This is a genomic window from Herbaspirillum lusitanum (assembly GCF_026127345.1).
Taxonomy (GTDB): domain Bacteria; phylum Pseudomonadota; class Gammaproteobacteria; order Burkholderiales; family Burkholderiaceae_D; genus Herbaspirillum; species Herbaspirillum lusitanum.
Window position 1 is genome coordinate 250,740 of sequence record NZ_QXFG01000003.1, and the last position, 25,331, is coordinate 276,070.

23 protein-coding genes are annotated in these 25,331 nt (G+C 60.5%); 12 read left to right on the forward strand and 11 right to left on the reverse strand.

Annotation, left to right across the window (positions count from 1 at the left end):
* Positions 1-232 precede the first annotated feature (232 nt).
* Positions 233-1,063, forward strand: a complete 831-nt coding sequence (mutM, locus tag DXT88_RS02390; protein WP_265211437.1) for a bifunctional DNA-formamidopyrimidine glycosylase/DNA-(apurinic or apyrimidinic site) lyase — start codon at positions 233-235, stop codon at positions 1,061-1,063.
* Entirely contained in the window at positions 1,060-2,175 is a 1,116-nt protein-coding gene (gene mutY / locus DXT88_RS02395) for an A/G-specific adenine glycosylase (protein WP_265211438.1), read from the forward strand. Before mutM ends, mutY begins: the two co-directional genes overlap by 4 nt.
* 34 nt (positions 2,176-2,209) lie before the next feature.
* Here the strand turns inward: mutY and rapZ are convergent, their stop codons facing one another.
* The 6 genes from rapZ to ilvA all read right to left on the reverse strand — a co-directional run bounded on the left by rapZ (position 2,210) and on the right by ilvA (position 8,257).
* A complete protein-coding gene (gene rapZ, locus DXT88_RS02400; RefSeq protein ID WP_016832848.1) occupies positions 2,210-3,073 on the reverse strand; it encodes an RNase adapter RapZ in 864 nt (287 codons plus the stop codon).
* Between the two features lie 133 nt (positions 3,074-3,206).
* Complete coding sequence (gene hprK / locus DXT88_RS02405; RefSeq protein WP_053195082.1) at positions 3,207-4,145, reverse strand: HPr(Ser) kinase/phosphatase; 939 nt, start codon at positions 4,143-4,145, stop codon at positions 3,207-3,209.
* Between the two features lie 91 nt (positions 4,146-4,236).
* Positions 4,237-4,710: a PTS sugar transporter subunit IIA gene (locus tag DXT88_RS02410; protein ID WP_016832849.1), complete on the reverse strand. Its 474-nt coding sequence runs from the start codon at positions 4,708-4,710 to the stop codon at positions 4,237-4,239.
* Between the two features lie 176 nt (positions 4,711-4,886).
* Positions 4,887-5,393, reverse strand: coding sequence for a hypothetical protein (locus DXT88_RS02415; protein WP_085943989.1), 507 nt, complete (start codon positions 5,391-5,393; stop codon positions 4,887-4,889).
* 439 nt (positions 5,394-5,832) lie between these two features.
* Positions 5,833-6,681, reverse strand: a complete 849-nt coding sequence (gene queF / locus DXT88_RS02420; RefSeq protein WP_265211440.1) for an NADPH-dependent 7-cyano-7-deazaguanine reductase QueF — start codon at positions 6,679-6,681, stop codon at positions 5,833-5,835.
* A 49-nt stretch (positions 6,682-6,730) separates the two neighbouring features.
* Positions 6,731-8,257 carry a threonine ammonia-lyase, biosynthetic gene (ilvA, locus tag DXT88_RS02425; RefSeq protein WP_265211441.1) on the reverse strand — a complete coding sequence of 509 codons (1,527 nt, stop codon included), beginning with the start codon at positions 8,255-8,257 and terminating at the stop codon, positions 6,731-6,733.
* A gap of 258 nt (positions 8,258-8,515) precedes the next feature.
* Between ilvA and DXT88_RS02430 the strand changes: the two genes are divergently transcribed.
* On the forward strand, positions 8,516-9,007 hold the full coding sequence (locus DXT88_RS02430) for a YqaA family protein (protein ID WP_016832856.1): 492 nt from the start codon (positions 8,516-8,518) through the stop codon (positions 9,005-9,007).
* Here DXT88_RS02430 and DXT88_RS02435 read toward each other — a convergent pair.
* The gene (locus DXT88_RS02435; RefSeq protein ID WP_265211442.1) at positions 8,999-9,952 is read right to left on the reverse strand and encodes a ZIP family metal transporter; all 954 of its coding nucleotides are present in this window, start codon (positions 9,950-9,952) and stop codon (positions 8,999-9,001) included. The genes DXT88_RS02430 and DXT88_RS02435 overlap by 9 nt on opposite strands.
* Positions 9,953-10,333: 381 nt before the next feature.
* Here DXT88_RS02435 and DXT88_RS02440 point away from each other — a divergent pair, with 381 nt between their 5' ends.
* The 8 genes from DXT88_RS02440 to DXT88_RS02475 all read left to right on the forward strand — a co-directional run bounded on the left by DXT88_RS02440 (position 10,334) and on the right by DXT88_RS02475 (position 20,815).
* A complete protein-coding gene (locus DXT88_RS02440; protein ID WP_265211443.1) occupies positions 10,334-14,344 on the forward strand; it encodes an FAD/FMN-binding oxidoreductase in 4,011 nt (1,336 codons plus the stop codon).
* A gap of 2 nt (positions 14,345-14,346) precedes the next feature.
* Positions 14,347-14,784 (forward strand): HIT family protein, encoded by a 438-nt coding sequence (locus DXT88_RS02445; RefSeq protein WP_265211444.1) that lies wholly within the window; start codon positions 14,347-14,349, stop codon positions 14,782-14,784.
* A 62-nt stretch (positions 14,785-14,846) separates the two neighbouring features.
* Entirely contained in the window at positions 14,847-15,263 is a 417-nt protein-coding gene (locus DXT88_RS02450; RefSeq protein ID WP_265211445.1) for a DUF971 domain-containing protein, read from the forward strand.
* 60 nt (positions 15,264-15,323) lie between these two features.
* Positions 15,324-16,058 (forward strand): bifunctional demethylmenaquinone methyltransferase/2-methoxy-6-polyprenyl-1,4-benzoquinol methylase UbiE, encoded by a 735-nt coding sequence (gene ubiE, locus DXT88_RS02455; protein WP_016832863.1) that lies wholly within the window; start codon positions 15,324-15,326, stop codon positions 16,056-16,058.
* 35 nt (positions 16,059-16,093) lie between these two features.
* A complete protein-coding gene (locus DXT88_RS02460) occupies positions 16,094-17,062 on the forward strand; it encodes a Tim44 domain-containing protein (protein WP_265211446.1) in 969 nt (322 codons plus the stop codon).
* A gap of 108 nt (positions 17,063-17,170) precedes the next feature.
* Complete coding sequence (locus DXT88_RS02465) at positions 17,171-17,752, forward strand: ubiquinone biosynthesis accessory factor UbiJ (RefSeq protein ID WP_238533918.1); 582 nt, start codon at positions 17,171-17,173, stop codon at positions 17,750-17,752.
* Positions 17,752-19,323, forward strand: coding sequence for a ubiquinone biosynthesis regulatory protein kinase UbiB (ubiB, locus tag DXT88_RS02470; RefSeq protein WP_265211447.1), 1,572 nt, complete (start codon positions 17,752-17,754; stop codon positions 19,321-19,323). Before DXT88_RS02465 ends, ubiB begins: the two co-directional genes overlap by 1 nt.
* A gap of 34 nt (positions 19,324-19,357) precedes the next feature.
* On the forward strand, positions 19,358-20,815 hold the full coding sequence (locus tag DXT88_RS02475) for a DHA2 family efflux MFS transporter permease subunit (RefSeq protein ID WP_265211448.1): 1,458 nt from the start codon (positions 19,358-19,360) through the stop codon (positions 20,813-20,815).
* A gap of 4 nt (positions 20,816-20,819) precedes the next feature.
* Here the strand turns inward: DXT88_RS02475 and DXT88_RS02480 are convergent, their stop codons facing one another.
* Positions 20,820-21,761, reverse strand: coding sequence for a LysR family transcriptional regulator (locus DXT88_RS02480; RefSeq protein WP_265211449.1), 942 nt, complete (start codon positions 21,759-21,761; stop codon positions 20,820-20,822).
* Between the two features lie 173 nt (positions 21,762-21,934).
* Between DXT88_RS02480 and DXT88_RS02485 the strand changes: the two genes are divergently transcribed.
* The gene (locus DXT88_RS02485; protein ID WP_265211450.1) at positions 21,935-22,696 is read left to right on the forward strand and encodes a 3-oxoacyl-ACP reductase family protein; all 762 of its coding nucleotides are present in this window, start codon (positions 21,935-21,937) and stop codon (positions 22,694-22,696) included.
* 78 nt (positions 22,697-22,774) lie between these two features.
* On the opposite strand, the gene trpC is transcribed toward DXT88_RS02485, so the two are convergent.
* The 3 genes from trpC to trpD are packed head-to-tail and all read right to left on the reverse strand — an operon-like array spanning position 22,775 to position 25,330.
* Positions 22,775-23,575 carry an indole-3-glycerol phosphate synthase TrpC gene (gene trpC, locus DXT88_RS02490; protein WP_265211451.1) on the reverse strand — a complete coding sequence of 267 codons (801 nt, stop codon included), beginning with the start codon at positions 23,573-23,575 and terminating at the stop codon, positions 22,775-22,777.
* Positions 23,576-23,600: 25 nt separating this feature from the next.
* Positions 23,601-24,233 carry a LysE family translocator gene (locus tag DXT88_RS02495; protein ID WP_016832882.1) on the reverse strand — a complete coding sequence of 211 codons (633 nt, stop codon included), beginning with the start codon at positions 24,231-24,233 and terminating at the stop codon, positions 23,601-23,603.
* Between the two features lie 59 nt (positions 24,234-24,292).
* A complete protein-coding gene (gene trpD, locus DXT88_RS02500) occupies positions 24,293-25,330 on the reverse strand; it encodes an anthranilate phosphoribosyltransferase (protein ID WP_265211568.1) in 1,038 nt (345 codons plus the stop codon).
* Position 25,331: the final 1 nt, after the last annotated feature.

Sequence of the window (25,331 nt, forward strand, 5' to 3'; positions counted from 1 at the left end):
TGAACCAGCGGACAGGCAAATATTAATTTTACGCTCAACCGCGTGTTCCTTGGTGTAAGCGAGTGTAAACCATCTGCCTGCATCTGCCGGGCATCTGCACTATCATAGCCGTCTTGCGCTTGTTCGCTTGCATCCGCTTTCATTCGTTATTTGTCGCGTTATATTTGTCGCGTTATTTGTCATCCTGTTTGCCGCCTTCAGCCAGCTCAGTCCAGCCAAAAGTCATCGTTCCATGCCCGAATTACCCGAAGTAGAAGTCACCCGGCGCGGCGTCGCTCCCCATCTCGAGGGGCAGACGGTCGCGGGAGTGGTGACGCGCCACAGCGGATTGCGCTGGCCGTTTCCCGTCAATCTGAATGAACTGCTGACCGGACGCATCATCCGTTCGACCGGGCGGCGCGGCAAATACCTGCTGATCAATTTCGACCATGGCACGCTGATCGTGCATCTCGGCATGTCGGGACATCTGCGCATTTTGCCGCCGGGGATCGTGCCGCAAAAGCACGATCATTTCGATCTGGTGGTCGGCAAGCCGATCAAGAACGTCATGCGCATGACCGATCCGCGTCGTTTCGGCGCCGTGCTGTGGCATGACAATGCCGACGGCGACATCGAAGAGCACACGCTGCTGCGCGGGCTTGGCCTGGAACCGCTGGAAGACAAATTCTCCGCGCGCGAGCTGCATCGCCAGACGCGCAACCGCAGCGCGCCGATCAAGCAGGTGCTGCTGGCCGGCGACATCGTGGTCGGCGTCGGCAACATCTATGCGTCGGAAAGCCTGTTCAAGGCCGGCATCAATCCCAAGACGGCGGCCGGCAAGATCAGCCTGCCGCGCTATGAAAAATTGGTGACGGCAATTCGTGAGACGCTGGCCGCCGCCATCGAGCAGGGCGGCAGCAGCTTGCGCGACTTCATCGCCGTCAACGGCCAGTCGGGCTATTTCCAGCAAAGTTATTTCGTCTACAGCCGCACCGGCCAGGCTTGCCGTATCTGCACCACGCCGATCCGGCAGATCAAGCAGGGCCAGCGCTCCACCTTTTATTGCGTGGTCTGCCAGCGATGAAGCGCGTCCTCAACAACACCGAGGCGGCGCAGGATTTCGCCGATCCGACATTTTCAGCCGCGGTGATCGGCTGGCAAAAACAGCACGGTCGCCATGCCTTGCCGTGGCAAAACACACGCGATGCCTATCGCATCTGGCTGTCGGAGATCATGTTGCAGCAGACGCAGGTCACGGCGGTGATTCCCTACTATCAGAAATTCCTGCAGAGTTTTCCTACCGTCGAGAGCCTCGCGGCGGCGCCGTCCGAAGCGGTGATGGCGCATTGGAGCGGACTCGGCTATTACACCCGTGCGCGTAACCTGCATCGTTGCGCACAGCGCGTGACGGCGGAATACGGCGGCCGCTTCCCGGATGATCCTGAGTTGCTGGCGGATCTTCCCGGCATCGGCCGTTCGACGGCGGCGGCGATCGCTGCGTTTTCCTACGGCAAGCGCGCGGCGATTCTGGATGGCAACGTCAAGCGGGTGTTTGCGCGCGTGTTCGGCGTGGAAGGTTTTCCCGGCGCCAAAGCGGTCGAAGACCAGCTGTGGCGCCGTGCGGTGGCGCTGCTGCCGCGGGCCGACATGGAATCGTATACGCAAGGATTGATGGATCTCGGCGCAACCTTGTGCGTGCGGGGCAAGCCTGCCTGCGACCGCTGTCCGCTGGCGCCGCGCTGCGTGGCGCTGGCGACCGGCCGCACGGCGGAACTGCCGGTGCGCAAGCCGAAGAAGGCCGTGCCGGAAAAGGAAACCATGATGCTGGTGGTCAGCGAAGGCAAGGACGTGTTGCTGGAGCAGCGTCCCGACAGCGGCATCTGGGGCGGCTTGCTGTCCTTGCCGGAATTGCCGCCGAGTTCAGATGCCGATGCCTTCGGCGTAGCGGTGGAGGGCGCGATGCAAGCGTTCGGCGTCATCGCGGCATGCCGCAAACTTCAACCGTTCTCGCATGTCTTCACGCATTTCAAGCTGCATATTTCACCGTACCAGGTAGTGCTGGAAAAGCGTCATCTGCACGTCGCGGAATCGGTCCATGTCTGGTATCCGATCGCGCAACTGGCCGATGCGCCGTTGCCGGCGCCGGTCAAAAAATTATTGCTGGGGGTATTGCAGACGGACGACTTGCTGAACTGACGTCGTCGGTGGTGTCGGCATCGTCGATCCTGTCTCAGCCGAGCTGGCGATGCCGCACCACGACATTTTCCTGCGCGGCAAAATGTTTCGCCAACTGCTCGACGATGTACACCGAGCGATGCTGACCGCCGGTGCAACCGATGGCGACCGTGAGATAACTGCGGTTGTCGCGCTTGAACGACGGTAGCCACTTCTCCACGAAGTTGCGGATGTCGCCGAGCAGATCCTGTACCGCCGGCAAATCCTCGAGGAATTCAATCACCGGTGCATCGCGCCCGGTCAATGGCCGGAGCCGCAGGTCGTAATGCGGATTGGGCAGCATGCGCACGTCGAACACCAGGTCGGCATCGAGCGGCACCCCGAACTTGAATGCGAAGGATTCGAACAGCACCGTCAGGCTGGCGCGGCTGGTGTCGATCAGATCGCGGATCCAGGCGCGCAACTTGTTGGCGCTCAGGTTGGAGGTGTCGATCACGTGACCGAGCCCTTCGACCGCGCTCAGCATTTCGCGCTCCTTGTGAATGCACTCGGTCAGCGTCATGCGATCGCTCGGATTCTGGTTGGGCAGCAAGCGATGCGACAACGGATGGCTGCGGCGCGTTTCGGAAAAACGCGTGACCAGCGATTCGGTGGTGGCGGTCAGGAAGAACACCTTGACGTCGTGGCCCTGGTCTTTCAGCCATTGGATATCGGGACCCAGGCCGGCCAAGGAGTCCGCGCTGCGCGCGTCGGTGGCCACGGCCATGGTGTCGTCGCCCTCTTTCAAACGCGTTTCCACCAGGCTGCGCAGCAGGGCCGGCGGCAGGTTGTCGACGCAGAAATAGCCGGCGTCTTCCAGTACATGGAGAGCCACCGATTTGCCGGAGCCGGATATGCCGGTAATGAGGACGATACGCATGAGTAGGATGATACCCCAAGCCTGAGTCTAAATCTGAGTCTGGGTCAGTATTTTGTCAGCTTAACGCCTGCGCGGTCTATGTGCACGGCGCGTGGAAAATCTTTACCTGACTTTGCTTTTATCCGTTCGCGGCTTATTCGCCGTTCATCGCCTTGCGCTGGCGATCGATGAATTCCTTGAGCGTGTCGATGCCGCGCAATTGCAGGATGGTGTTGCGCACCGCCGCTTCCAGCAGCACCGCGATATTGCGGCCGGCCGCCACCGGGATCACCACTTTGCGGATCGGCAAACCGAGCACGTCTTCGAATTGCGCATCGAGCGGCAAGCGCTCGTAATTTTCTTCCAGCGTGCTGCGGCGGACCAGATGCACGATGAGTTTCAGGCGCATTTTACGGCGCACCGCTGTTTCGCCGAAGATGGCCTTGATGTCGAGCAAGCCAAGGCCGCGCACTTCCAGCAAGTTTTGCAGCAGCGGCGGGCAACGGCCCTCGATCATGTTGGGTGCAATGCGCGCAAATTCGACCGCGTCATCGGCCACCAGGCCGTGGCTGCGCGAAATCAGTTCCAGGCCCAGTTCACTTTTGCCCAAGCCGGATTCACCGGTGATCAACACGCCCACGCCAAGCACGTCCATGAAGACGCCGTGCATGGTGATCTGCTGCGCCAGTTTCTTGGAAAGGTAAACGCGCAGGTAATCGATGACTTGCGCGGCCGGCAGCGGCGTGGAGAACAGCGGAATGTTTTTTTCGTCGCAGATGGCCAGGATGTCGGGCGGGGTCGCCAGGCCTTGCGCGATGATGAAGGCGGGCGGTTCGCCGGCGACCAGTTCTGCGGTCTGGTAGGCGCGCGAGGTGTTCGAAAGACGTTGGTAGTACTCGGTTTCCTGGTGGCCGAAGACCTGGATGCGGCCGGGGTGGATCAGGTTCAAGTGACCGACCTGGTCGGCGGCGGAGGCGGCGTCGCCGGAGATCAGGCGTTCACCGCCAGGGAAGCCGGCAAACCAGCCCAGTTGCAACGATTCGCGATTTTCTTCATACAGTTGCTGTATCGATAACGCGGTAAATGAAGGCATGGTTCTCCGATTCCGATAGGGCGGTCAATGGCGTGGTTGAGCTGTATGAGCAACCGGTGCGAATGACATCGCATCGTTCGCGGCGCTTCGTTTAATTGGTTTTTTCCAGCGACGGCTGCCAGGTTACCAGGCGCGAATAGACCGACGCCTGGTCCGGGTCGGAGATCAATTCATTGCGGAAGGCATTGTCCGAAAACATCTCTGCAATTTCGGACAGGATTTCCAGATGCTGCTGGGTGACATTGTCGGGAATGAGCAGGAAGATCAGCAGCTTGACCGGTTCGCCGTCAGGAGACTCGAAAGGAATCGGTTCGGCCAGACGCATGAACAGCGCCAGCGGTGCTTTCAAGCCCTTGATGCGGCCGTGCGGAACGGCGACTCCATGGCCCAGTCCTGTCGAGCCGAGTCGTTCGCGTGCAAACAGGTTTTCGGAAACGGTCGAGCGGGCGATGCCGCTGTTGTTTTCAAAGGTAAGTCCGGCTTGTTCGAATGCTCGTTTTTTGCTGGAGACTTCTAGATCCAGAATGACGTTCTCTGGGGACAGGATTTTTGCAAGATTTGTCATGACACAAAAGAAGGCGCTAGATAGGCTTTTGTGCAGGATTATAGGCTTCTTTGGGAGTTACGCAATGAATTCCGGTGTTGCCTCATTGCAAACAACACTATTGCCGGGAAGAAGCCCCGCAAGCTGCCGCAGCGGTACGACAGGCTTGCTTTACGGGCGAAACGCTCCGGCAAAAATTACATCTCGATGCGACCGAAAACCAGCAATACGTCGCCGCTGTTCTTGTTCGACGACAGGCGCGGCACGTAGGCAAACATCACCTTGGCTTTCTTGGTGCCGATCGAAGCCAGCGGCAACGGCACCGGGAACGGCACGCCGCCGAAATAATCCTGCCGGCTCATCAGCATCGCGGTGCCGCCGATGCCCAATTCCAGCGGCGTATGACCAATCGGATAAACCCATTCATAGGCATAGCCGGCCATGATTTGCGGGTGGCGATGTGAATCCTTGAGCACGAAACCGTACAACGACTCGTCGTTGCCGCGTTCGTTGCGCATGGTCTTGCCATAGCCGAGGCCCCAGGCGTGCTCGTTCAGTTGGTCGAGCTTTTCCTTGGTATAGGTACTGCGGCCGTGATGCGCCAATCCCGATACGTAAATCGCATCGTCTCCCTTGTCGACGATTTCCGAGGCGTGATCCTTGATGGATTGCCACCAGCTGAATTCGTCGCTCTGTTGCGCCATGGCGGGAAGCGAAGTCGCGGCGCAGCCGAGCGCAAAGGCGCCGGCAAGCAAGGTGCGGGAGGAGCGAAGGGAGGAAAGTAATTGGCGCATATTTTTATTGGCTATTTCTACTATTTGTTGATGGTGTCGACAGGCGATTGCAACCGGCGCTGCATAACGGAATGCCGGTAGGAAACTGACCAGATTTCTGCGCCGTAAAAATCGACGTGGCGATCCCCTGGACGAGCATTGAGCATTGCCTGGCGATGGAGTCGAGAGTGAGACCGGATCATTGCACAAGAAGTTTTATGCAATACCGATAAATCGTTTCAAAATGTTGCGGCCGAAATGAGCGAAAACGCCGCCTGCCGCGAGGGCAGGGCGTTACGCGGCAGGCTCCGCGATGTAATGGTTTTGTAACAAAAAACGGCGCCGCCTGAAAGATCGCCGCCGTTCCCCCCTACTGACGCGCGTTGCGCAGATTGGACGGCGCGCGTGCAGCCGAGAAGTTGCTGCGCCACGGATTGATGTCGAGGCCGCCGCGACGCGTGTAGCGCGCATAGACCGCGAGTTTTTGCGGACGGCACTGACGCAGCACGTCGACGAAAATACGCTCCACGCATTGCTCGTGGAATTCGTTGTGCTCGCGGAAACCGATCAGGTATTTCAGCAGCGCCTCCTGATTGATCGGTGCGCCGACGTAATGGATCTGCACGCTGCCCCAATCCGGCTGGCCGGTGACCGGGCAGTTGGATTTGAGCAAATGCGAGAGTAGCGTCTCTTCGACGGTTGCTTCATCGTGATTGGCCGACAGCAGCGCCGGATCCGGATGGCGATCGACGACTTCGATATCGAGGCGATCGAGCAACATGCCGCTGAGCTCGCCCATCTGCAATGCCGAAAACGCCCCCGGTTCGGTCAATGTTACCTGTACGCCGGCGCCTGCCGCCGCCGACAGATCTTTCTGCAGCAAAGCGACCAACGCCTGCTGATCGTCAAGGCGGGCCTGGTTGAAGGAATTCAGATACAGCTTGAATGATTTCGACTCGATGATGTTGGGCGAGTCGGCCTGGATCATGAAGGTGGCGATCGCGATTTGCGGCTTGCCGCGCTGGTTCAGCCACGACACTTCGTAGGCATTCCAGATGTCGACGCCGAAGAACGGCAGCGTACCGGTCACGCCCAGTTCGTCGCGCTTGGGCTGGCGCGGGATCGGGAACAGCAATGCCGGATCGTAGACGTCCGGATAGGCGGACGACTTGCCCAGCGGCGAGGTGTCGGGGGAATTGTTGGTGTTAGCGTGGTTCATGGTCTTGCATCCTTCGTGCTTCTGAAATCGTATTGCGTCCTCGGCAGCGTCAGCCCAGGAACAGTTTGTACAGCGGGTTCTTGCTTTCATCCCAATGGCGATAGCCGAGGTTGTCGAGGAAGGCGCGGAAGGTCTTCATTTCCTTCTTCGGCACCTGCAGGCCGACCAGGATGCGTCCCACGTCGCCGCCCTGGTTGCGGTAGTGGAACAGGCTGATGTTCCAGTTCGGATTCATGGTGCTGAGAAAGCGCATCAGCGCACCCGGACGCTCGGGGAATTCAAAGCGATACAGCAGTTCGTCCTGCGCCAGCGAACTCTTGCCGCCGACCAGATGGCGGATGTGCACCTTGGCCAGCTCGTCGTGGGTCAGGTCGAGCGTGCCGAAGCCGTTCTTCTCGAACGTCTTGGCGATCCTGGCCGGTTCGTCGGCGCTGCTGGTCTGGATGCCGACGAAGATGTGGGCCGATTTGGCATCGCTGATGCGGTAGTTGAATTCGGTCACGTTGCGCGGGCCGACCACTTCGCAGAAGCGCTTGAAGCTGCCGTGTTCTTCGGGAATCGTCACGGCGAACACCGCTTCGCGCGCCTCGCCGACGTCGGCCATTTCAGCGACGAAGCGCAGGCGGTCGAAGTTCATGTTGGCGCCGCAGGCAATGGTGATCAGGGATTGATTCCTGATCGGCTTCTTGCTGTTCTTGGCGCGTTCGATGTAGGCCTTGGCGCCGGCCACGGCCAGCGCGCCGGCCGGCTCGACGATGCTGCGCGTGTCCTGGAAGATATCCTTGATCGCGGTGCACACGGCGTCGGTGTCGACCAGGATGATGTCGTCCACCAGTTGGCGTGTGATGCGGAAGGTTTCTTCGCCGACCAGCTTGACGGCGGTGCCGTCCGAGAACAGGCCGACGTCGGGCAGGGTGATGCGGCGGCCGGCCTTGATGCTGCGCGCCATGGCGTCGGAGTCGGTGGTCTGCACGCCGATGATCTTGATGTCGGGGCGCACCGCCTTGACGTACGCGGCGATGCCGGAGATCAGGCCGCCGCCGCCGATGGCGACAAAAATGGCGTGGATCGGATCGGCATGCTGGCGCAGGATTTCCATGCCGACGGTGCCCTGGCCGGCGATGACATAAGGGTCGTCGAAGGGATGAACGAAGGTCAGCTTGAGTTTCTTTTCCAGCGTCAGCGCATGATTGTAGGCGTCGGTGAACGAGTCGCCGAACAATACGACTTCACCGCCGCGGCCCTTGACGGCTTCGATCTTGACGGATGGCGTGGTGGTCGGCATCACGATCACGGCGCGGCAGCCTAGCTTGGCTGCCGACAGCGCGACGCCTTGCGCATGGTTGCCGGCGGATGCGCAGATCACGCCGCGCTTGAGTTGCGCCGGCGGCAGATGCGCCATCTTGTTATAGGCGCCGCGCAGCTTGAAACTGAATACGCTCTGCATGTCTTCACGTTTGAAGTAAATCCGGTTTTCCATCCGTTGCGACAGGGTGTTCGCAATTTCCAGCGGCGTTTCCATGGCAACGTCGTAGACACGGGCGGTAAGGATTTTTTGCAGATAGTCGGTGGTCATAGTCAGCTAGAGGCACGGTTGGCGCAGTTCGGGACTGCGATTCTCACGCTGTTTTCCGATGGCAGATCGGGAAACGCAGGGGCGCGGCGAACTGATCATTATAATGGAGGCGACTGACAGGCTTATATCCGCATGCGGATGCAGCATAGGAAGCACCGGTTTTTGCCGGCTTGAAGAATTCGCTTTTGTTGTCATCTGCAGTCAAACAGCGCGAATGCGCGTCAATTTTCTCCCACCACTCCTTCTTATCCGGTCTGCATGATTGAATCCGCCATTTTGTGGTTGCTGAACTTCCTTGCCGTACCGACCGTCGGGCTGACGTCGGTATTTTTCATCAGCTTCATCTCGGCGACATTGCTGCCGCTCGGCTCGGAGCCGGCCGTGTTTGCCGTCATCAAGGCCAATGGCGACATGTTCTGGCCGGTCATCCTGGTGGCCACGGTCGGCAATACGCTGGGGGGAATGGTGGACTACTGGATGGGATACGGCGCCAAGCAGACCTTTGCGCGTGAACGCAGCAGCCGCTGGTTTCACTGGCTCGAACGCTTCGGTCCCAAGACCATGCTGCTGGCCTGGCTGCCGGGCGTCGGCGATCCGATCTGCACGCTGGCCGGCTGGTTGAGGCTGCCGTTCTGGCCGTCGGTGTTTTACATGATGGTAGGGAAGTTCCTGCGCTACCTGTTCATGACCTGGCTGCTGCTCAACGTGCCGGATGGTTTCTGGCGCAGCATCGCGCACTGGTTAGCCTAATAGCGTATCGAGCAGCATCATCGTTACGAAGCCGGCCAGCAGGCCGAGCGTGGCTTGGGTTTCATGGCCTTGCCGGTGCGATTCCGGAATCACTTCGTGGCTGATTACGAACAGCATCGCGCCGCCCGCACCGGCCAGAGCCCACGGCAAGGCGGTGGCCGACACGCCTGTGGCCAGCGCGCCGAGCACGCCGCCGATCGGTTCCACCAGCCCGGACAGGATGCCGGCGCCGGCCGACTTCCACGGCGAATAGCCGAGCGTGCGCAAGGCCAGCGCCACCACCAGTCCTTCCGGAATGTCCTGGATGCCGATGCCGGTGGCCAGCGCAATCGCCTTGCCCATGTCGTCGCCGCCGAAACCCACGCCGATCGCCAGGCCTTCGGGAAAATTGTGGATCGTCACCGCCATCACGAACATCCAGATGCGGCTGGTGCGCATGGTCTGGATCGCCGGATTGGGTGCGATGAAATGCTGGTGCGGGATCAGATGATTGATCGCCAGCACGAACAGGCCGCCGAGCATGATGCCGGTGGCGGTCAGCAACACCGCACCGGTTTTTTCATAACCCAGCGCTTGCGCCTGGTTCATGGCGGGAATGATCAGCGAAAACACGCTCGCGGCCAGCATGATGCCGCCGCCGTAACCGAGCAGGACGTCTTGCGTACGTTCGGAAATGCGCCGCGTGAACAGCACGCCGAGGGCGCCCAAGGCAGTCAGTCCGGCTGCTGCGGACGAGCCGAGCAGCGCCATCTTGACTTCGGGATGGGTCAGGAAAAAGGCCTGCAGGCTTTCGTAGGATTTGACCAGGACGAACACCAGCGCGACCGCCAGCATGGCGATCTGGCGCAGGCGCAGGCCGGCCCAGAATCCCGGGTGGGAAGGAGCGGGAGCGGCTGCGGGTGTCGGTTCGACAGGGAATTGTTCGCGCAATTGGGCTTGTATCATGGCAGTCATCCTCGGGATCGGATTGGCGGATGGCTGTCCTAAGCCTTGCACTCGGCATATTCGGCGAGGGTGATGGCTAGATTTTCCAGAATTTCGGTAATCAATAATTGCAACATAGCATTCTCCATGGACCAAGGAAAGGACGCGATAAGCATCTCGATACCTAATGATAAATTTATTCAATCAATATATAAAAATTGATTGTATTTATTGATTCAATAGGGAGGCGCCATGTTGCAATGCGGAAATCACGTCAATTGTAGCGATTTTTCGCAAATAAGAACCATTTCTCATTGTTCTTCCAAAAGTAAGGGCATTCCCTCGCGAGGGACGGCAATAAGATAAAATGCATATCCGGCAGCAGATTTTTTCCCAAAATTAATGAACGCCCCCGCAAAAATCCAGGCTTTGCTCACTGACGCACCGCAGGGTGCCAGCCCCACGCGCTTGCGCGAAATTCCGTACAACTACACCTCGTTCTCCGACCGCGAAATCGTGATCCGCCTGTTGGGCGAAGACGCGTGGCGCGTGCTCGACGAGTTGCGCAGCAAGCGCCAGACCGGTCGATCCGCACGCATGCTGTATGAGGTGCTGGGCGACATCTGGGTGGTGCGCCGCAACCCGTATCTGCAGGACGACATGCTGGACAATCCCAAGCGTCGCGCTGCATTGATCGAAGCCTTGCACCATCGCCTGGCCGAAGTGGACAAGCGCCGCATCGACGTCAACCAGTCTGAATCGGGCGATGCCGCCGCTGCCGATAGTGCGCGCCGCAGCGCCAATGTCGAGCTGCTGATCAAGGCGGCGCGCAAAGCCATCGCTGATTTCGGTGAAGAATTCAAGCACACCTACGACCTGCGCAAGCGCGCCACCAAGGTTCTGGGTCGCTATACCGCCAAGGACAACATCAAGTTCGACGGCCTGTCGCGCGTCTCGCACGTAACCGACGCCACCGACTGGCGCGTCGAATATCCGTTCGTCGTGCTCACGCCCGACAGCGAAGACGAGATGGCCGGCCTGGTCAAGGCCTGTATCGAACTCGGCCTGACCATCATCCCGCGCGGCGGCGGCACCGGTTATACCGGCGGCGCGATTCCGCTGACGCCGATGTCGGCCGTCATCAATACCGAAAAGCTGGAACAGCTCGGCGCCGTCGAGATGGAAGTCTTGCCTGGACTGGACAAGCCGTACGCGACGATTTATTCGGGCGCTGGCGTGGTCACCAAGCGCGTCTCCGATGCCGCTGAAAAAGCCGGCTTCGTGTTCGCGGTGGATCCGACTTCGGCCGAAGCTTCATGCATCGGCGGCAACGTCGCCATGAACGCCGGCGGCAAGAAGGCCGTGTTGTGGGGCACCGCGCTCGACAACCTGGCCAGCTGGCGCATGGTCGATCCGCAGGGCGACTGGCTCGAAGTCACACGCCTGGATCACAACCTCGGCAAGATCCACGACGTCGAACTGGCGAGCTTCAAGCTCGAGTGGTCGCACCCCGGCGAAAAAGGCCAGAAGACCGAAGTCTTCAAAACCGAGATCCTCGAGATCGCCGGCCGCAAGTTCCGCAAGGAAGGCCTGGGCAAGGACGTCACCGACAAATTCCTGTCGGGTTTGCCCGGTATTCAGAAAGAAGGTTGCGACGGCCTGATCACCTCGGCGCGCTGGATCCTGCACAAGATGCCTAAGCAGACGCGTACCGTCTGCCTCGAATTCTTCGGCCAGGCGCGCGATGCGATTCCGTCGATCGTCGAAATCAAGAACTACCTCGACGCCGAAACCAAAAAGGGCGGCGCCATCCTGGCCGGCCTGGAGCATCTGGACGAACGCTACCTGCGCGCGGTCGGCTACGCCACCAAATCCAAACGCGGCGTGCTGCCGAAGATGGTGCTGATCGGCGACATCGTCGGTGACGACGAAAACGCCGTGGCGCAAGCCGCCTCGGAAGTGATCCGCATGGCCAACAATCGCGTCGGCGAAGGCTTCGTCGCGATCAGCCCGGAAGCGCGCAAGAAGTTCTGGCTCGACCGTTCGCGCACCGCCGCCATCGCCAAGCACACCAACGCCTTCAAGATCAATGAAGACGTCGTGATTCCGCTGCCGCGCATGGGTGAGTACACCGACGGCATCGAGCGCATCAATATCGAACTGTCGATCAAGAACAAGCTGCAATTCCTGGACGAGCTCAATGCTTTCTTCGTCAAGGGCAACCTGCCGCTGGGCAAGAGCGACGATGCCGAAGGCGAAGACATTCCCGCTGCGGAAATGCTGGAAGATCGTGTACACCAGGCCGAAGAACTGATCGCCAGGACCCAGGCGCGCTGGAGCTACCTGCTGGCCAATCTCGACAAGCCGCTGACCGTGGCGAAGGGAGAAATGGCCGCGCTGGGTCTCGACAAGCTGTTGCCGGTGTTCGACCAGCGCCTGCTCGACCAGCCTGACGCCAACGTGTTTCACGTCGTGCAGGACCGCACCGTGCGTGTATCGTGGAAGCAGGAAGTGCGCGCGCAATTACGCCAGATTTTCAGCGGCGGCGCGTTCAAGCTGATTCTCGAAGAATGCAATGCGGTTCACAAGCGCGTATTGCGCGGCCGTGTGTTCGTGGCGCTGCACATGCATGCCGGCGACGGCAACGTGCACACCAACTTGCCCGTCAACTCCGATCACTACCAGATGCTGCAGGACGCCCACGAAGCCGTGGCGCGCATCATGACGCTGGCGCGTTCGCTGGACGGCGTGATTTCCGGCGAGCACGGCATCGGCATCACCAAGCTGGAGTTTCTGACCGAAGATGAAATCAGCGAATTCCGCGACTACAAATTGCGCGTCGATCCGGAAGGCCGTTTCAACAAGGGCAAGCTGCTGAACCTGCCAGGTTTTGAGGCCGACCTGAGCAACGCCTATACGCCGTCCTTCGGCCTGATGGGGCACGAATCGCTGATCATGCAGCAAAGCGATATCGGCGCCATCGCCAACAGCGTCAAGGATTGCCTGCGTTGCGGCAAGTGCAAACCGGTGTGCGCGACGCACGTGCCGCGCGCGAACCTGCTGTACTCGCCGCGCAATAAGATCCTGGCCACCTCGTTGCTGGTCGAAGCCTTCCTGTACGAAGAGCAGACCCGCCGCGGCGTGTCGATCAAGCATTGGGAAGAATTCGAAGACGTCGCCGACCATTGCACCGTCTGCCACAAATGCGTGACGCCATGCCCGGTCGACATCGACTTCGGCGACGTCTCGATGAACATGCGCAATCTGCTGCGCAAGATGGGCAAGAAGTCGTTCAATCCGGGCACGGCGACGGCGATGTTCTTCCTCAACGCCACCGATCCGGCCACCATCAATGCCACGCGCAAGGTGATGACCGACTGGGGCTTCAAGGCGCAACGTCTGGGCAACGACATCTTCAAGAAGTTCGCCCGGAAGCAGACGCAAAAACCTGCGGCCACGGTCGGCAAGGCGCCGATCAAGGAGCAGGTGATTCACTTCATCAACAAGAAGATGCCGGGCAACCTGCCGAAGAAGACCGCGCGCGCACTGCTCGACATCGAAGACGACAAGATCGTGCCGATCATCCGCGATCCGAAGACCACCACGGCGGAAACCGAAGCGGTGTTCTACTTCCCGGGTTGCGGTTCGGAGCGCCTGTTCTCGCAAGTCGGCCTCGCCACGCAGGCGATGCTGTGGAACGTCGGCGTGCAGACCGTATTGCCGCCGGGTTACCTGTGCTGCGGTTATCCGCAACGCGGCAGCGGCGATTTCGACAAGGCCGAGAAGATCATCACCGACAACCGCGTGCTGTTCCATCGCATGGCCAACACGCTGAATTATCTCGACATCAAGACCGTCGTGGTGTCTTGCGGCACCTGCTATGACCAGTTGCAGGGGTATGAATTCGAAAAGATATTCCCGGGCTGCCGCATCATCGACATCCACGAATATCTGCTGGAAAAGGGCGTGCGCCTGGAAGGCGTCACCGGTACCCGTTACATGTACCACGATCCCTGCCACAGCCCGATGAAGTTGCAGGATCCGCTGAAGACCGTCAACTCGCTGATCACCACCATCGACGCGCAAAAGATCGAGAAGAACGATCGCTGCTGCGGCGAGTCGGGCACCTTCGGCGTGAGCCGTCCGGATGTGTCGACCCAGGTGCGCTTCCGCAAGGAAGAAGAGATGCGCAAGGGCGCCGACAAGGTGCGCGCCGACGGCTTCGACGGCGACGTCAAGATCCTGACCTCGTGCCCGTCGTGCTTCCAGGGTTTGTCGCGCTACAACGAAGATTCGGGCACTACCGCCGATTACATCGTGGTCGAAATGGCCAAGCACCTGCTCGGCGAAAACTGGTTGCCTGACTACGTGGCCCGCGCCAACAACGGCGGCATTGAACGCGTGCTGGTGTAAGCATGAGCATGGCGAACGCTTGCGATTTGTGCGACGGCGACGGCGGCGAGCTGCTGTTCAATAACGGCAGCTTGCGCGTCGTGCTGGTCGACGAGCCGGCGTATCCCGGTTTCTGCCGCGTCATCTGGAACGGCCACGTCAAGGAAATGACCGACCTCGCGCCGGCGGATCGCAGCGCCGTGATGTCCGCGGTGTGGGCGGTTGAAACGGCCGTGCGCGAAGTCATGCAGCCGGAAAAAATGAACGTCGCCAGCCTCGGCAACATGACCCCGCACGTGCACTGGCATGTCATTCCCCGCTACCTCGACGACGCGCATTTCCCCAGCCCGGTCTGGGCCGAGGCGCGTCGCGACAGCGCTGCTGCATCCCTCGCCGAACGTACCGCTTTGCTGCCAAAGCTGCGCGCGGCGATTGCGCGCGAACTGGCGGCCGCAATCTGACTGCGCGCCATCGACGCAACCCTCATCCCGCAATACCTCACACAGAATAGGAAGCGCACGCAATGAGCTCCGGTCCCACGCCCGTATCCTTCAAGGTCCGCACGCAGTCGCGCGTGATGGAAGTCGCTTTCGACGACGGCGCCCAGTTCTCGATCCCGTTCGAATTGCTGCGCGTGTATTCGCCCTCGGCCGAAGTGCGCGGCCACGGTCACGGGCAGGAAACCCTGCAGACCGGCAAGCGTGAAGTGGGCATCGTGGGCGTCGAACCTGTCGGCAATTACGGCATCAAACCGATATTCTCGGATGAACATTCCAGCGGCATTTTCACCTGGGAGTATCTCTATCAACTGGGACGCGACCAGGATGCGATGTGGGAAGCCTATCTGCAAAAACTGGAAGCGGCGGGTTTCACGCGCGAAAGCGGCCGCGATCAGGACATGAGTTCGGCCGGCGGCAGCGCCTGCGGTCACCATCATTGAGCTCCGCGAGCCTCGCTTTATAATGTCGCCTTCTTTGTATTCCTTATTTCAGGTTGCCACATGACCAACACTACCCACTTCGGTTATCAGACTGTTTCGGAAGACGACAAGGTGCATAAAGTCGCCGAAGTCTTCCATTCCGTCGCCGCCAAGTACGACGTCATGAACGACTTCATGTCGGCCGGCCTGCACCGGATCTGGAAGGCGTTCACGATCGCCCAGGCGGGTGTGCGTCCCGGCTTCAAGGTACTCGACATCGCGGGCGGCACGGGCGACCTGTCCAAGGCCTTCGCCAAACAGGCCGGTCCGAACGGCGAAGTCTGGCTGACCGACATCAACGAATCGATGCTGCGCGTGGGCCGCGACCGCCTATTGAATAAGGGCATTCCGACCCCCACCTTGTTGTGCGACGCGGAGAAGCTGCCTTTTCCGGACAACTATTTCGATCGCGTGTCGGTGGCCTTCGGCCTGCGCAACATGACCCACAAGGACATTGCCCTGTCGGAAATGCGCCGCGTGCTGAAACCGGGCGGCAAGCTGTTGGTGCTGGAGTTTTCCAAAGTGTGGGAACCGCTGAAGAAGCCGTACGACGTCTATTCCTTCTCAGTGCTGCCATGGCTGGGACAGAAAGTCGCCAATGACGCCGAAAGCTACCGTTATCTGGCTGAATCGATCCGCATGCATCCGGATCAGGAAACGCTGAAGAAGATGATGGAAGACGTTGGTCTTGAGCGTGTGCAGTATTACAACCTGACTGCGGGCGTCGCCGCCTTGCATACGGGTATCAAACTCTAAGCCTTGGGCTTGAGATAATCTGTGTAGGAGCTTGTGTGAAAAAATTCTTCGTCATTCTTATGCTGGCAGTGACGGCCATGACCGTCGCGATGTCGGGCGCTGAAGCCAGGCGTCTCGGCGGCGGCGGCTCGTTCGGCAAACAGTCGTCGAACTATACGCGCCAGGCGCCGACGGCGCCGGCGCAGTCGCCAAATATCGCACCCGCCAAACCGGCCGCGCCGGCGGCAACTCCGCAATCGGTGCCGCCAAAGCCGGCCAGCCCATGGAAGGGCATCCTCGGCGGCGCCTTGCTCGGCCTCGGCCTGGGCGCACTGCTGTCGCACTTCGGCATGGGCGGCGCCATGGCAAGCATGTTGAGCACCATCCTGATGGTGGCGCTGCTGGCGTTCGTGGCAATGTTCCTGTTCCGCATGTTCACGCGCAAGAGCGGTGGTAATACGGGCAGCGCCGGCAATAACGGCTTCACGCCGCAGCCGGCCTACGCCAGCGCGCCCGAACCAGCGGTATATACGCCTGAAATCGGTTCGCGCATCGAGCCGGTCGGCGTGCAAGCGCCTGCCTCGCTGCAAGGCAATAACGAATTCGGTTCGTCTGCGGCTGCCGCAGCCAATGCGCCGATCATTCCATGGGGCATCCCGGCGGACTTCGACGTGGCCGGCTTCGTGCGCAGCGGCAAGACCTATTTCATCCGCTTGCAAGCAGCGTGGGACAGGGGCGACATCAATGACATCCGCGAATTCACCACGCCGGAAATGTTCGGCGAGCTGCGCCTGCAACTGCAGGAGCGCGGCAGCGTCGCCAACAATACCGACGTCGTGCAGATCGACGGCGAACTGCTCGGCATTGAAACGCTTGAGCACGATTACCTGGCGACCATCAAGTTCACCGGCCTGATCAAGGAAGCGCCGGACGCCTCGGCGGAACCGTTTGCGGAAATCTGGAATCTGTCCAAGCCGGTCAACGGCGCGGGCGGCTGGGTGCTGGCAGGTATCCAGCAGGTGTAAGCATCCTGTTGCCGGGCCTGCGACTTACTGAGCAGCGCCAAGAACTGTTAAACTTGAAACCGCCCGACATCCCTCGGGCGGTTTTCTTTTTTGATGCCGCGAACTCCCATGCTCTCTTCCCTCTTGCGTCCAGCTGCCGCCGTCATCAACCATTTGCTCGCGCAAGAACCGTGGGCGCAGGCGAGGCTCATTGCCCATCGCGACAAGACCGCCTGCATCGACGCCGGCGTGGCGCAATTGATGCTGACCGTCACCGGCGACGGCTTTCTCAAGAATGCCGACGACAACGCCGTGCCCGCTGTGACCATCCACTTGAAGTTGTCTGATTTGCCACTGATCCTGGCCAACCGCGAGCGCGCCGTTTCCTACGTCCGGATCGAAGGCGACGCCGACTTCGCCAATGCCATTTCCCAGCTGAGCCAGTCGCTGCGCTGGGATGCGGAAGAAGACCTCGGCAAGGTAGTCGGCGACATCGCCGCCACGCGCATCGTGTCCGGCGCCAGGTCGATGGCCGCTGCGGCGCAGACCACGCAAAAACAACTCGCCGAAAATGTCGCCGAATACTTCCTGGAAGAACAACCGATGCTGATCCGCCCGCACGTCATGAATGAATTTTCCAGCGAGGTCGTCAAGCTGCGCGACGACCTGGAGCGCTTGTCCAAACGGATAGAGAAACTGGAGCGCCGCTGATGTTCTTGCGTTCCCTGCGTCTGTTCAAGATCGTACGCGTGGCGATACGCTACGGCCTCGATGAAATCGCGATCTCCGGCTTCGACACGCCGCGCATTACGCGTCTGCTCAATGGTGTTTTTTTCTGGCGCGATATCTCCACGCCGCGCGGCGAACGCCTGCGCCGCGCGCTGGAAGACCTCGGTCCGATCTTCGTCAAGTTCGGCCAGGTGTTGTCGACGCGGCGCGACTTGCTGCCGCTGGATATCGCCGATGAACTGACACGCCTGCAGGACCGCGTGCCGCCGTTCGATTCCGACCTCGCGATTGCACAGATCGAGAAGTCGCTGGGCGCGCATCCCGATGTGTTGTTCGCCAGCTTCGACCGCACCCCGATTGCGTCGGCTTCCATCGCGCAAGTCCACTTCGCCACCTTGAAAGACGGCACCGAAGTTGCCGTGAAGGTCTTGCGTCCCGGCATGCGCAGCACGATCGACCACGATATCGGCCTGATGCATATTGCCGCCGACTGGGTCGAGCGTCTGTGGGCCGACGGCCGCCGGCTCAAGGCCAAGGAAGTGGTGGGCGAGTTCGACAAATACCTGCACGACGAGCTCGACCTGATGCGCGAGGCCGCGAACGCCAGCCAGCTGCGCCGCAACTTCGCCAACTCCGATCTGCTGATGGTGCCCGAGATGTACTGGGACTATTGTTCCTCGTCGGTGATCGTGATGGAACGCATGCACGGCATTCCGATCGGGCAGACCGAGCGTCTGCAGGCGGAGGGCGTGGACCTGAGCAAGCTCTCGCGCGACGGCGTCGAGATCTTTTTCACGCAGGTGTTCCGCGACGGCTTCTTCCATGCCGACATGCATCCGGGGAATATCCTGGTGTCGACTGCGCCGGCCACCTTCGGCCGTTACATCGCGCTCGATTTCGGCATCGTCGGGACATTGACCGACTTCGACAAGGATTACCTGTCGCAGAATTTCCTGGCGTTCTTCCAGCGCGATTACAAGCGCGTCGCCGAAGCGCACATCGAATCCGGCTGGGCGCCGAAAGACACGCGCGTCGACGAACTTGAAGCCGCCGTGCGCGCCTGCTGCGAGCCGATCTTCGACCGACCGCTGAAAGACATCTCGTTTGGCCAGGTGCTGTTGCGCCTGTTCCAGACTTCGCGTCGTTTCAACGTCGAAGTGCAACCGCAACTGGTGCTCCTGCAAAAGACGCTGCTTAACGTTGAAGGCCTCGGCCGCCAGCTCGATCCCGAACTCGATTTGTGGAAAACCGCGAAACCGTATCTGGAACGCTGGATGAACGAACAGATCGGCTGGCGCGGTTTCATCCAGCAGCTCAAAGTCGAAGTACCGCGCTACAGTCGTTTGTTGCCGCAGTTGCCGCGCCTGGCGCATCAGGCGCTGACCATGGCGACCGAAGGCGGCGGGCATGAGCAGAACGCCGACTTGCTCAGGAAACTGGTGGCCGAACAGCGCCGCACCAATCTGCTGCTGGGCGTGATCGTGTATTTCGGCGGCGGCCTGATCGGCGGAATCATCGTGGTGCAGGTGTTGCTGCATTTCTTGCGGTACTGAGGCATGCAAAAATAAAAACAGGGACGGAACAGGAATGACAGCCGCACAGACCCCATCGCGCGCACATTGGTTGCCGTTCATCGTGGCGGCGACGTTCTTCATGGAATACCTCGACACCACCATCATCGCGACGGCCTTGCCGCAGATGGCGCAGGCCTTCAAGGTCGGACCGAATGAACTGAGCCTGGGCATGACCGCCTACATGCTGACGCTGGCGGTGTTCATCCCGATCAGCGGCTGGATCGCCGATCGCCTTGGTTCGCGAACGGTGTTTGCTTCGGCGATCGTGATCTTCACGCTGGCGTCGGTGCTGTGCGGGATTTCCGGCAACGTCCTTGAATTCACCGCAGCGCGTATTTTGCAAGGCATGGGCGGCGCGCTGATGGTGCCGGTCGGTCGCCTGATCGTGGTGCGCAACACCAGCAAGGACAAGCTGATGAAGGCGATCTCGACGATCACCTGGCCGGCGATCGTGGCGCCGGTCGTGGGGCCGTCGCTGGGCGGCTTCATCACCACCTATTTTTCCTGGCACTGGATTTTCCTGATCAACGTGCCGTTCGGCATCGCGGCACTGATCGCGGTGCTCGGCATCGTGCCCAACGAGCGCGGCAGCCAGCGCAAGCCGCTGGACATGGTCGGCTTCTTCCTCAGCGGCGCCGCCTTGACTTCACTCCTGTATGGCACCGAACTGGCCAGCCACACCGAAACCAATTTGCTGGTCGCGCTGCTGTTCATCGTCGGCGGCATCGTGCTTGGGGTGTTCTCGTATCGCCACGGCATGCGTCGTGAACATCCGCTGCTCGACTATTCGACGCTCAAGGTGTCGACATTCAACGTGACCGTCGTCGCCGGTTCGTTCACGCGCATCGGCATCGAGGCAGTGCCGTATCTGTTGCCGCTGTTGTTCCAGATCGGCTTCGGTTTGTCGGCTTTCCATTCCGGCTTGCTGTTGCTGGCCAGCGCATTGGGTAACCTCGGCATGAAGATGTTCACCACGCGCGTGTTGCAGCGTTTCGGCTTCCGTCGCGTGGCGCTGAATAACGCGGTGATTGCCGGCGTATTCGTGTTGGCGTGCGGACTGCTCACCGCAACCACGCCGGTGCCGGTGGTGCTGATGACGATCTTCATCTACGGCCTGTCGCGCTCGATGCAGTTCACCACGCTGGCGACCCTGGCGTATGCCGATGTCAGCGAAGCGCAAAAGAGCGCGGCTTCCACCTTGTGGAGCGTGGCGCAACAGATGACCATCGGCATGGGGATTGCATTTGGCGCGCTGGCTTTGCGGGTGGCGTCGTATTTCAATGGCAGCGCCGACGTTGCGGGCGCGCCCGGCGGTGAAGCGCACTTTTCGGTCATCGATTTCCATTGGGCGTTTGCCATGGCCGGTGTGTTGACGCTGTGCTCTGCACTCGGCTATCGCAGCCTGGCGAAAGATGCCGGCAACAATCTCGGCGGCGGTGTGAGTGGGGCGCCGAGGGCCGGAAGCCGCTGATCTTTCAGAACGCCGAAAAGCGCTGCGCCAGTTGCTCGCTGCGGAAATGCTCCACCACATAATCGACGAACACGCGCGTCTTGGCCGGCAGCAGCCGCGCGGCGGCGAAGTAGAGCGCCAGCATGCCGCCGTCGACATACCAGTCCGGCAATACCCTCACCAACGATCCCTTGTCCAGATAGACCACTGCGTGCGGCATCGCAGTCAAGGTGATGCCCAAGCCCATCTCGGCGATTTCGCAGGCGGCATTGGGATCGCTCATGGTCATTTTCACCTTCAGGTCGATCACCGCCTGCATGCCGTCATTTTTGCCTCGTGCTTTACCGTTGCGCAGCGTCCATGAACGCACGCGACCGGTCTGCGGCGAGCGGATCAGGATGCCGTCGTGGTGGGCGAGGTCTTCCGGCGTACGGATAGCCGGGTGCGACGCCAGGTAGGCTGGCGACGCCAACAAGACACGATGCGCCGGCGCCAATTCACGCGCGACGATACCGGGCGGCAGTTCGATGCCGCCGCCGATGGCCGCATCAAAACCTTCCGTAATCAGATCCACCGGGCGATTGTCGAAATACCAGTCGGGCGAGATGGCCGGATAGCGTTCCAGAAATCCTCCCAACAGCGGCACGATGTATTCCCGCCCGAATCCCGTTCCCATGCTGACCTTCAACACGCCGGCCGGCTGGCCGTCTGCGCTGGCCAGATTGGCGACCGCGCTCTGGATGCTGGACAGGCCGCCGCTGACTTCCCGCAGAAACCGCTCTCCGGCCTCGGTCAGGCTCAGGCTGCGCGTGCTGCGCTGGAACAGCCGCACCCCCAGGTTGGACTCGAGCCGGGCGACGTTCTTGCCGACTGCGGCCGACGTCAGGCCTAGTCGGCGCGCGGCTGCGGAGAAGCTGCCGGCCTCGGCGGAGGCGACAAAACACTCAATGCTGGTTAAGGATTCCATACGTCTATTTTAAACATAATGTTTAAGAAGTAGATAGTGATTGATATCTAGTTTAAACATAATGCTTGTCCCATACTTCATTCCAAGCCAAACGGAATTCAAACCAACGCAAGGAAAACCGCAGGCCATCTTTTCATTCCCTTACTTATTTTCTTCAATCAAGGAGCAATATCATGACTGCAAACACCAACACCAATCTGACCCTGTCCAATAAAGTTGCCTTCGTGCAAGGCGGTTCGCGCGGCATCGGCGCCGCCATCGTCAAGCGTCTGGTGCAGGAAGGCGCGATCGTCGCCTTCACCTACGTCAGCTCGCCGGACAAGGCGCAAGCGCTGGTCAGCGAACTCGAAGCCAAGGGCGGCCGCGCACTGGCAATCCAGGCCGACAGCTCGGACACCGCAGCGTTGCAACAAGCCATCCGCATCGCCGCGGAAACCTTCGGCCGTCTCGACATCCTGGTCAACAATGCCGGCGTGCTGGCGATGGGTTCGGTGGAAGAATTCAAGCTGGAAGATCTGGACCGCACGCTGGACGTGAACGTGCGCAGCGTATTCGTCGCCACCCAGGAAGCCGTGCGCTTCATGCGTGAAGGCGGCCGCGTCATCACCATCGGCAGCACCAACGCCGATCGCATGCCGTTCGCCGGCGGCGCCGTGTATGCCATGAGCAAGTCGGCCATCGTCGGCCTGACCAAGGGCCTGGCGCGCGACCTTGGTCCACGCGGCATCACCGTCAACAATGTGCAGCCAGGTCCGGTCGATACCGACATGAATCCGGCTGACAGCGATTTCGCAGACGCGCTCAAAGGCCTGATGGCGTTGCCACGCTACGGCAAGGCCGAAGAAATCGCCAGCTTCGTGGGGTATCTGGCAGGTCCCGAGGCTGGCTACATCACCGGCGCCAGCCTGACGATCGACGGCGGCTTCTCGGCCTGATGCGATCGGCAAGCAACAGACGTAAAAAAAGCGGAGCTTCGTGCTCCGCTTTTTTATTGCTTGAAAATGATCAGGCCATCAGGCAAACAAGCGCGCCAGCTCGACGCCGGGTTCCGGCGCGCGCATGAAGGCTTCGCCGACCAGGAAGGCGTTGACCTTGGCGTCGCGCATGCGCTTGACGTCGTCCGGCGTGGCGATGGCCGATTCGGTGATGACCAGTTTGTCGGACGGAATGCGCGGCAACAGATTGAGCGTCGTGTCCAGCGTGGTTTCGAAGGTGCGCAGATTGCGGTTGTTGATGCCCAGCAGCGCAGTCTTCAGTTTCAGTGCGGCGTCGAGTTCAACGCCGTCGTGCACTTCCACCAGCACGCTCATGCCGAGTTCATGGGCGCAGGCTTCAAGCTCCGCCATCAGGCCATGGTCGAGTGCGGCGACAATCAGCAGGATGGCGTCGGCGCCCCATGAGCGCGCTTCGTAGACCTGGTACATATCCATCATGAAATCCTTGCGCAGCACGGGCAGCGCACAGGCGGCGCGCGCCTGTTTGAGGTATTCCGGCGCACCCTGGAAGAATTGCACGTCGGTCAGCACCGACAGGCAGGCCGCGCCGTGGGCGGCGTAGCTGACGGCAATTTCGGCCGGCTTGAAATCGGGACGGATCACGCCTTTGGATGGCGAGGCCTTTTTGACTTCGGCGATGATGCCGGCGTTGCCGGCAGCGATCTTGCTGCGCAGGCCGGCTTCGAAGCCACGCAATTGCGCGCGCGCTTCGGTATCGGATTCGACGTCGCGACGCAGGCTGGCGAGATCGCGATGCTGCTTCGCCGCTTTGACTTCATCGGCTTTGACGTCGAGGATCTTGTTGAGGATGTCAGACATGAAAATTCCTTGATGACTATTGATGTTACTTGCGCTGATCCAGTGCCAGTCGGAACGCCAATGCGCCCAGCGTCAGCCCCATAAGATATCGCTGCGCCCGCATCCAGCCCGGATTGCTGGAGAAGAAACCGGCAATCGCGCTGGCCGTCAGGATCAGCAGGCCGTTGACGGTGAAGCTGACGGCGATCTGCGTCACGCCCAGTGTCAGGCTCTGCAGCATCACGTGGCCATGTTCGGCATGGATGAATTGCGGCAGGAACGACATGTAGAACATCGCCGCCTTGGGGTTAAGCAGATTGGTCAGGAAACCCATGCGGAACAGGGTCGCGTTGCTGTCATGCGGCAAGTCCCGGGTCTGGAACGGCGATGCGCCGCCCGGTTTGATTGCATTCCATGCCATCCACAACAGATAGGCCGCACCCAGATACTTGATCAGGTCATAGGCCAGCGGCACCGCGAGGAACAAGGCCGTCAGGCCGAAGGTCGCCGCCAGCATGTGGACCACGAAACCGGCCGCCACGCCGAGCAGCGAAATCATCCCCGCCGCACGCCCCTGGCAGATCGAGCGCGACACGCAATACATCATGTTGGGGCCGGGAGTCAGCACCAGCACCAATGCGGCCAATGCGAAGATCAGCAAGTCGTTCAGGGGAATCATGTGCGCCTTCCGTCAGTGAAAAGATCAGTTCCGAATGTCAACTTCGTCAACGGCAACAATTAATTCTTGCCGCCCAGTTGCTTGGTCGCCTTCACGAACTGTTCGAGCTTGGCCAGCGCCGCACCCGAGGCAATGGTTGCGCGCGCCTTGTTCAGGCCCTCTTCAATCGATGCCGCAACGCCGGCTGCATACAGCGCCGTTCCTGCGTTGATGGCGACGATGTCGTGCACCGGACCCGGCACGCCCTTGAGCGCTTCGAAGATTTTTTCCTTCGATTCGTTGGCATTGGCGACTTGCAGGTTGCGGCTGGCGAACATGCTCATGCCGAAGTCTTCCGGATGGATTTCATATTCGCGGATTTCGCCGTTGACCAGCTCGCCGATCATGGTGGCGCCGCCCAGCGTGACTTCATCGAGATTGTCGCGGCCCCACACCACGATCGCATGCTGCGCGCCCAGGCGTTGCAGTACGCGCACCTGGATGCCGACCAGATCCGCATGGAACACGCCCATCAGGATGTTCGGCGCTCCGGCCGGGTTGGTCAGCGGGCCGAGGATGTTGAAGATGGTGCGTACACCGAGTTCCTTGCGCACCGGCGCGGCGTGCTTCATGGCGGCGTGGTGGTTGGGCGCGAACATGAAGCCGATGCCGGTCTGCGCGATCGATTGCGCGACTTGCTCCGGTTGCAGGTTGATGTCGGCGCCGAGGGCTTCGAGCACGTCGGCGCTGCCCGACGACGACGACACGCTGCGACCGCCGTGCTTGGCGACGCGTGCGCCGGCTGCTGCTGCGACGAACATCGATGCGGTGGAGATGTTGAACGTGTGTGCGCCGTCGCCGCCGGTGCCGACGATGTCGAGCAGGTTGGTGGTGTCGGCCATCGGCACCTTGGTGGCGAACTCGCGCATGACTTGCGCGGCGGCGGCGATTTCGCCGATGCTTTCCTTTTTGACGCGCAGGCCCATGGTGAGCGCAGCGATCATGACGGGCGACATTTCCCCGCTCATGATCTGGCGGAACAGCGTCAGCATTTCGTCGTGGAAAATTTCGCGATGCTCAATGCAGCGCAGTAAGGCTTCTTGTGGCGTGATGGACATG

Excerpts from the sequence above, each read along its gene's own strand:
- DXT88_RS02430 (WP_016832856.1), top strand. The coding sequence starts at position 8,516 with ATGATTGAATCCGCCATTTTGTGGTTGCTGAACTTCCTTGCCGTACCG.
- DXT88_RS02485 (WP_265211450.1), top strand. The coding sequence starts at position 21,935 with ATGACTGCAAACACCAACACCAATCTGACCCTGTCCAATAAAGTTGCC.
- DXT88_RS02435 (WP_265211442.1), bottom strand. The coding sequence starts at position 9,952 with ATGATACAAGCCCAATTGCGCGAACAATTCCCTGTCGAACCGACACCC.
- ubiE (WP_016832863.1), top strand. The coding sequence starts at position 15,324 with ATGACCAACACTACCCACTTCGGTTATCAGACTGTTTCGGAAGACGAC.
- mutY (WP_265211438.1), top strand. The coding sequence starts at position 1,060 with ATGAAGCGCGTCCTCAACAACACCGAGGCGGCGCAGGATTTCGCCGAT.
- hprK (WP_053195082.1), bottom strand. The coding sequence starts at position 4,145 with ATGCCTTCATTTACCGCGTTATCGATACAGCAACTGTATGAAGAAAAT.
- DXT88_RS02480 (WP_265211449.1), bottom strand. The coding sequence starts at position 21,761 with ATGGAATCCTTAACCAGCATTGAGTGTTTTGTCGCCTCCGCCGAGGCC.
- mutM (WP_265211437.1), top strand. The coding sequence starts at position 233 with ATGCCCGAATTACCCGAAGTAGAAGTCACCCGGCGCGGCGTCGCTCCC.
- DXT88_RS02475 (WP_265211448.1), top strand. The coding sequence starts at position 19,358 with ATGACAGCCGCACAGACCCCATCGCGCGCACATTGGTTGCCGTTCATC.
- ubiB (WP_265211447.1), top strand. The coding sequence starts at position 17,752 with ATGTTCTTGCGTTCCCTGCGTCTGTTCAAGATCGTACGCGTGGCGATA.
- DXT88_RS02495 (WP_016832882.1), bottom strand. The coding sequence starts at position 24,233 with ATGATTCCCCTGAACGACTTGCTGATCTTCGCATTGGCCGCATTGGTG.
- DXT88_RS02450 (WP_265211445.1), top strand. The coding sequence starts at position 14,847 with ATGAGCTCCGGTCCCACGCCCGTATCCTTCAAGGTCCGCACGCAGTCG.
- DXT88_RS02445 (WP_265211444.1), top strand. The coding sequence starts at position 14,347 with ATGAGCATGGCGAACGCTTGCGATTTGTGCGACGGCGACGGCGGCGAG.
- rapZ (WP_016832848.1), bottom strand. The coding sequence starts at position 3,073 with ATGCGTATCGTCCTCATTACCGGCATATCCGGCTCCGGCAAATCGGTG.
- DXT88_RS02465 (WP_238533918.1), top strand. The coding sequence starts at position 17,171 with ATGCTCTCTTCCCTCTTGCGTCCAGCTGCCGCCGTCATCAACCATTTG.
- ilvA (WP_265211441.1), bottom strand. The coding sequence starts at position 8,257 with ATGACCACCGACTATCTGCAAAAAATCCTTACCGCCCGTGTCTACGAC.
- trpD (WP_265211568.1), bottom strand. The coding sequence starts at position 25,330 with ATGTCCATCACGCCACAAGAAGCCTTACTGCGCTGCATTGAGCATCGC.
- DXT88_RS02415 (WP_085943989.1), bottom strand. The coding sequence starts at position 5,393 with ATGGCGCAACAGAGCGACGAATTCAGCTGGTGGCAATCCATCAAGGAT.
- queF (WP_265211440.1), bottom strand. The coding sequence starts at position 6,681 with ATGAACCACGCTAACACCAACAATTCCCCCGACACCTCGCCGCTGGGC.
- trpC (WP_265211451.1), bottom strand. The coding sequence starts at position 23,575 with ATGTCTGACATCCTCAACAAGATCCTCGACGTCAAAGCCGATGAAGTC.
- DXT88_RS02440 (WP_265211443.1), top strand. The coding sequence starts at position 10,334 with ATGAACGCCCCCGCAAAAATCCAGGCTTTGCTCACTGACGCACCGCAG.
- DXT88_RS02410 (WP_016832849.1), bottom strand. The coding sequence starts at position 4,710 with ATGACAAATCTTGCAAAAATCCTGTCCCCAGAGAACGTCATTCTGGAT.